This is a genomic window from Klebsiella sp. 28 (assembly GCF_018223905.1).
Classification (GTDB): domain Bacteria; phylum Pseudomonadota; class Gammaproteobacteria; order Enterobacterales; family Enterobacteriaceae; genus Klebsiella; species Klebsiella pneumoniae.
Genome location: NZ_JAGRQY010000154.1, coordinates 1 through 4,830 on the forward strand (window position 1 = coordinate 1; position 4,830 = coordinate 4,830).

Annotated in this window: 5 protein-coding genes and 1 tRNA gene; 5 read left to right on the plus strand and 1 reads right to left on the minus strand. The window is 57.8% G+C overall.

All coding sequences use genetic code 11. The features are described 5' to 3' along the window. A partial coding sequence (locus tag KHQ28_RS23010; RefSeq protein WP_211777689.1) for a DeoR/GlpR family DNA-binding transcription regulator occupies positions 1-599 on the plus strand: 599 nt, incomplete at its 5' end. A gap of 19 nt (positions 600-618) precedes the next feature. On the opposite strand, the gene yejK is transcribed toward KHQ28_RS23010, so the two are convergent. Continuing rightward, positions 619-1,626 (minus strand): nucleoid-associated protein YejK, encoded by a 1,008-nt coding sequence (gene yejK, locus KHQ28_RS23015; RefSeq protein ID WP_004144267.1) that lies wholly within the window; start codon positions 1,624-1,626, stop codon positions 619-621. A 186-nt stretch (positions 1,627-1,812) separates the two neighbouring features. Here yejK and KHQ28_RS23020 point away from each other — a divergent pair, with 186 nt between their 5' ends. From KHQ28_RS23020 to KHQ28_RS23035, 4 genes are all read left to right on the plus strand, one after another. Next, on the plus strand, positions 1,813-2,040 hold the full coding sequence (locus KHQ28_RS23020; protein WP_004195346.1) for a YejL family protein: 228 nt from the start codon (positions 1,813-1,815) through the stop codon (positions 2,038-2,040). An 18-nt stretch (positions 2,041-2,058) separates the two neighbouring features. Then, positions 2,059-3,819 (plus strand): LPS biosynthesis-modulating metalloenzyme YejM, encoded by a 1,761-nt coding sequence (yejM, locus tag KHQ28_RS23025; protein WP_002912990.1) that lies wholly within the window; start codon positions 2,059-2,061, stop codon positions 3,817-3,819. 76 nt (positions 3,820-3,895) lie between these two features. Then, positions 3,896-3,972, plus strand: a tRNA-Pro gene (locus KHQ28_RS23030). A gap of 184 nt (positions 3,973-4,156) precedes the next feature. After that, positions 4,157-4,830 (plus strand): AI-2E family transporter (locus tag KHQ28_RS23035; RefSeq protein WP_211777690.1); only part of this gene is annotated, 674 nt, incomplete at its 3' end.

Genomic DNA, 4,830 nt, shown 5'->3' on the forward strand with positions numbered 1-4,830 from the left:
GGGCATTGCCGGTTTCCGCCGCCATTGCGCCAATTGAAACGCGCAAAAGCGTGCAGATCGACTCCAAGCAGGCGGTCGCCCGCGCCGCCGCCGCCATGATCCAGCCGGGACAGGTGGTGATTGTCGATGGCGGCACCACCACCGCGGCGATGATCGGCTTTTTACCCGCCGACCTCAGCTGCACGGTGGTCACCCACAGCCCTGGCATCGCCGTGGCGCTGGTGGACCACCCGCGAATCGAGGTGATCCTGCTCGGCGGCAGAGTATTTAAACATTCGGTTGTCGCCGTCGGCGCCGAGACGCTGGCGGGAATGGCGCGGATCAACGCCGATCTGTTCTTTATGGGGGTGACCGGCGTCCACCCGCGGGCGGGTTTCACCACCGGTGATTACGAAGAGGCAGGCATCAAGCGCGCGCTGACGGCCAGGGCGGCAGAAACCGTGGTAATGGCCTCCCGGGAGAAGCTCAACGCCGCGTCGGCCTTTGCCATCGGCGAGCTGAGCCTCGCCAGTACGCTGATTGTCGATGGAGAACCCGACGCCGCGCTGCGCCAACAGTTGGTGCAGAGCGGCGTGGAGATCGTCCCCGTTCAGCGGTAGCGCCGCCGGGGCACAGGGCTTAATTGCCGCCTGACGTCCGGCGCTGCAGCTGGTCGCGCAGGTTCGGCGGGGTACCCTTAATGGTCAGGGTATCAGTGGCGGGATCCCAGAATACGCGTTCGCCCAGCAGCATGGCGTCGAAGTTAATGGTCAATCCGCCGCCGCTGCCGGCAAACTTGGTCAGCTGACGTAAGGTGCTGCGATCCGCCGGGAAGCTCTCTTCCAGCTCATAGCCCTGCTCAGCGGTGAATTCCTGGAAGCTCTTTTCGCTGACGCCGGCGAGCTCTTTGGACAGCGACTCCAGCTCAATCTCTTCCCCAGCCTGCAGCTGTTCGTTGCAGTAGGCGTAGACCTGCTGGCGCACGTTCTGTCGCTCGGATTTATCAAGCTGGGCATCGGCGGCGAAGTCATCCACCGCCTGCAGCAGGCCGCGGTTCTGCGCTTTGGCGTTAAGCCCTTCGCTGGCGCCGAGGAAATCCATAAAGAAATCGGCCACTTTGCGCCCTACCCGCCCTTTCAGGAAGGTCAGATAGCGGGTCGACTCCGGGTTGGTTTCCCACTCGGTGAGATCGATGCGCGCGACGATATCGGCATGGTTAATATCCAGATAATGGGTCGAGCGGATATCCAGCTCTTCGTTGACGCGCATACTGCTCAGGTTATTGAGTACCGCCACCAGCAGATACTCGACCGCAAGGTAACGATACTGGCAGAAGAGGACAATGCCTCCTTCGGCGAACGGGTATTTCGCCAGCTCATCGCGCAGGCGACCGGTCGCCGCGCGGCTAAACGCCAGAAACTCTTCTTCCCCCTGACGCTGCAGGCGCAGCGCCTGGGCCAGTTCGCTCTCTTCATTGAACAAGCCATAGGCTTTGCTTTTGGCGCTATAGACCCGGTGCAGTTCAGCCATCATCTCGACGACCGTCGCGTTCGGCTCCAGCAGTGACTCGCGCAGCACCAGCTCCAGATTTTGTTCATCACGTTTGATTAACTGATGCAGGGCAATCTGGTCGATATCCAGACTCATGTTAAACTCTCCTTTTAGACCGGGCGGTATTCAACCACCGCCGGGTGGCCGACGCAACTGGCGCCACACATTTCGACGTCGTTAACGTCGATTGATGCGCTTTTGCGCCGCGGCGAAAAAATGCGGAAAAAAAGCTGCTGCTACGGTAATATGTTGCCCTTTCACGAACAAACAGATTTTGAGTTTATGCCGCAAATTTCCCGCTATAGCGATCAACAGGTCGAACAGTTGCTCAGCGAGCTGACGAACGTCCTGGAATCACACAAAGCCCCGGTGGACCTTTCACTGATGGTGTTAGGCAATATGGTGACCAACCTGATCAACAGTAGCGTCGCGCCGGCGCAGCGTCAGGCCATCGCCCGTTCTTTCGCGCAGGCTTTGCAATCTTCGATTAACGACGATCCAGCGCATTAAGGATAACAGCAACAGTATATGGTGACTCTACGTCAGCCCTACCGAGAAAAAGTCTCCCAGATGGTTAGCTGGGGGCACTGGTTCGCCCTGTTCAACATGTTGTTGGCCATGGTGCTCGGCAGCCGCTACCTTTTTGTCGCCGACTGGCCGACGACGCTTGCCGGACGACTGTTTTCGTACGTCAGTCTCGTCGGGCATTTCAGCTTTCTGGTGTTTACCAGCTATGTGCTGATCCTCTTTCCGTTGACCTTTATCGTGGTCTCGCAGCGCCTGATGCGCTTCCTGTCGGTGATCCTTGCCACCGCCGGGATGACGCTGCTGCTGATAGACAGCGAAGTTTTTACCCGCTTCCATCTGCACTTAAACCCGGTCGTCTGGGAGCTGGTCATCAACCCTGACCAGAATGAGATGGCGCGCGACTGGCAGCTGATGTTTATCAGCGTCCCGGTCATCTTTTTGATTGAAATGCTCTTCGCTACCTGGAGCTGGCAAAAGCTGCGCAGCCTGACGCGCCGCCGCCATTACGCCCGCCCGGTCGCCTGGTTCTTCTTTTTGTCGTTCGTCAGCAGCCACCTGGTCTATATCTGGGCGGACGCCAATTTCTATCGCCCGATCACTATGCAGCGGGCGAATCTGCCGCTCTCCTATCCGATGACCGCCCGTCGTTTCCTTGAGAAACATGGCCTGCTCGACGCCCAGGATTATCAGCGTCGTCTGGTGGAGCAAGGGGCGCCGGAGGCGGTATCGGTCCAGTATCCGCTTAGCAACCTGCGCTACCGTGACCTCGGCGCGGGCTACAACGTGCTGCTGATCACCGTCGACAACCTGAACTACTCGCGGTTTGAAAAGACCATGCCGGCGCTGGCGGCATTTGCCAAAGAAAACGTTAACTTTACCCAGCATATGAGCTCGGGCAATACCGCCGACAGCGGCCTGTTTGGTTTGTTCTACGGTATTTCGCCTGGCTATATGGACGGTGTCCTCTCGGCGCGTATTCCCGCCGCGCTGATTACCGCCCTCAACCAGCAGGGCTACCAGCTGGGCCTCTTCTCCTCCGATGGGTTTAGCAGCCCGCTGTATCGCCAGGCGCTGCTCTCCGATTTCTCGCTGCCGAGCGCGAAGACCCAGAGCGACGAGCAGACGGCCAATCAGTGGATCGGCTGGCTGGACCGTTACGCGCAGGATGAGAATCGCTGGTTCTCGTGGATCTCGCTCAATGGCACCACCCTCGACGACACGCAGCAGCAGGGCTTTGTCCGCCGCTACAGCAAGGCGGCTGGCGACGTTGATGCCCAGATCGATCGGGTGCTGACTGCGCTGCGCGAAGCCGGCAAACTCGATAATACGGTGGTAATTATTACCGGCGGCCACGGCAAGCCGCTGAATGCGAAACACGACGCGTTCGACTGGTCGCGCGAGCAGCTGCAGGTGCCGCTGGTTATTCACTGGCCGGGCACGCCGGCGCAGGAGATTGCCACCCTGACCGATAACAAAGATGTGATGACTACGCTGATGCAGCGCCTGCTTCACGTTTCGACGCCGGCCAATGAGTACTCGCAGGGAGAAGATCTGTTCAGCGCCGCGCGGCGTCGTAACTGGGTCACCGCGGCCAACGGCGATACGCTGGCCATCACCACCCCGACCATCACCGTGGTCCTCAACCATAACGGCACCTATACCACCTGGAGCCGCGACGGCGAGAAAATTAAAGATCAGAAACCGCAGCTCAGCCTGTTGCTGCAGGTCCTGACTGACGAAAAACGCTTTATCGCTAACTGATTGATTAATTATGAATCAATCGCGCGTGACCCGCTTGCATTCGCCTGGGGAACGGGTAATATTGTTCCCCACGCGTCGGCACGTAGCGCAGCCTGGTAGCGCACCGTCATGGGGTGTCGGGGGTCGGAGGTTCAAATCCTCTCGTGCCGACCAAAAACTCCACAGAAACCAGCCTTTTAAGGCTGGTTTTTTTATGCCTGTTTCCCCTGTTGCCGCCCGCTCGCTTAATTTGTGCCCTTTCTTCAATGTATCGTGAAGATGTACGACTATCCTGATGGTAAATTACGTCGTAGCATCTATTATTCGACCGTATGACTCATAAGCAGGAGCGGATAACATGAGAGTTAATGGACTTACCAAGGGATTTTTCATCCTTATCGTCTTCATTGTAACCCTGGCCTTTTTTGATGTTCTCTCACCCTATTATTCCGCCATCCTTTGGGCTGCGATCCTCGCGGTGATTTTTAATCCGGTCAAAAACAAGATCCGTACCCGCCTCGGCGAGCGCAATGGCCTCGCGGCGCTGATGACCATCGTCATTATCTGTCTTATCGTTTTTACGCCGCTGGCTATCATTCTCTCCTCGCTGGCCTACGAGCTCAATCTGGTGTACAGCAAACTGCAGCATAACGACACCCAGTTTCCGACGGTGGTCGCCAGCCTGTTCGCCCATCTCCCCGGCTGGGCCAGAAGCTTCCTCGCCGATCATAACCTTGATAGCGCGCAGCAGATCCAGCAGCAGCTCTCTGATGCCGCTCTGAAAGGCGGTCAGTATCTGGCCGGCAGCGCGTTTCTGATTGGCAAAGGGACTTTTGGCTTCACCGTCAGCTTCGGCATCATGCTGTATCTGCTGTTTTTCCTGCTGAAGGATGGACCTTATCTGGTGTTGTTGATCCTCGAGTCTCTACCGTTATCAAGCTATGTGAAGCACCATTTGTTCGCTAAATTCGCCGCTGTGGCCCGCGCCACGGTAAAAGGTACCTGTCACCGTGGCGCGGGCCACAGCGGCGA